The organism is Oleiphilus sp. HI0125, assembly GCF_001635355.1.
This window is the reverse complement of record NZ_LWGF01000754.1, coordinates 1-1,242: the sequence shown is the minus strand read 5'-3', so window position 1 is coordinate 1,242 and position 1,242 is coordinate 1. Positions and strand designations below refer to the sequence as shown.

1 protein-coding gene is annotated in these 1,242 nt (G+C 43.4%); it reads right to left on the bottom strand.

Translation table 11 applies throughout. The annotated features are described in order from the left end of the window. Positions 1–36: 36 nt before the first annotated feature. A partial coding sequence (locus A3762_RS27535; RefSeq protein ID WP_068755576.1) for a hypothetical protein occupies positions 37–1,242 on the bottom strand: 1,206 nt, incomplete at its 5' end.

The window sequence follows — 1,242 nt, the reverse complement described above, 5'->3', positions numbered from 1 at the left end:
TCATGGAAAGTGACTTCCCCGTTTAGACCCTGCATATCAAATATCCATACGATGCAGATCGCAACGATCACTAATACCTACTTCAAAATCAGTAGGGTTATCACAAACACGCACTTTGTTATGGCACAAAGTACCGTCATCATGGGGTTCCTGACACAACGGGCTTTCAAAATGCGCTAACCAAGCACGGTAAACCTTCTCGCTGACTTTTGCTTTTTCAGCCACGAATGCCATTGGGTTCTCGGCATAACGAAGTATGTCAATCGATGTCATTGATATATGACCCACACCCGCGTGATACGCCACATAAACAACTTCCATCTCTTTTAGCTTTTCAACCAAATCATTCGAGCCCAAACCATCAGACATTGTCTCTTTAAGCTCTTCCAATTCTGCGCGAAGTAAATCTTCCCGCTCATCGCGGTATGCTAAATCCAAGTCTCTACGATCTAATTGCTCTCGCAACAAAACGATTTCAGCTTCTAGTTTCTGCTTCTCTAGCGCATCTTTCTCTTCAGAGCTCGCATTTTTAAGCTTCTCTTGAAGCTCTTCTACCACCTGAGTTTGGCCACTCACTTTATCTTGCAGATCAATATACTGCTCATTTCGAGAACTTAACTTTTCTTGCAAGCGTTCGTTACTTAACTTGAGCTGCTCGAGATTTTGTTTGAGGGATTGGATTTCATTTTTATATGCATGAACAATAATGCGCTGTTCACGATCAATTTCAGAGCTTGATCGTTCCTTGTGCTTTTCTAGGGTACGAATCCGTAAGCGCTGCTCTTTCAGAATACGCGCTAACTTAACTCGTTTGTCTGCATCCGCATCAATCGCTGTAGAGCTTTGATCAGAGCCACCTAAAACAGGTAAATCATCTTCATTATCGCTAGCACCAAGAGTTGGAATGCCAACAGGTTCTCCCTCTGGTTTTTCTTGAAACCTAAATCGTAAACGATTGGTATTGACCGCTTTGCGAACCGCTAAAAAATCATTCGTTCCAGGATTCATATCTGGATCCCAAAGATCCTCTTGGTGCCAATTAATCGAACACTGAGAACGACAAGCTAAGCGAATTGGTCCTCCGCCCAGATCTGGGCCACTACCGCTAATTGAGGCTAGTTTCTCGACAGGAAGATTCCATGAGGTGTCTGCATGACTTTCTTCGTCAAAGTAAATTTTGAAAAAGACAAGCGCGTCAATATCGCCATACCCGTCAATGACCGTATACACAGCATGAGCATC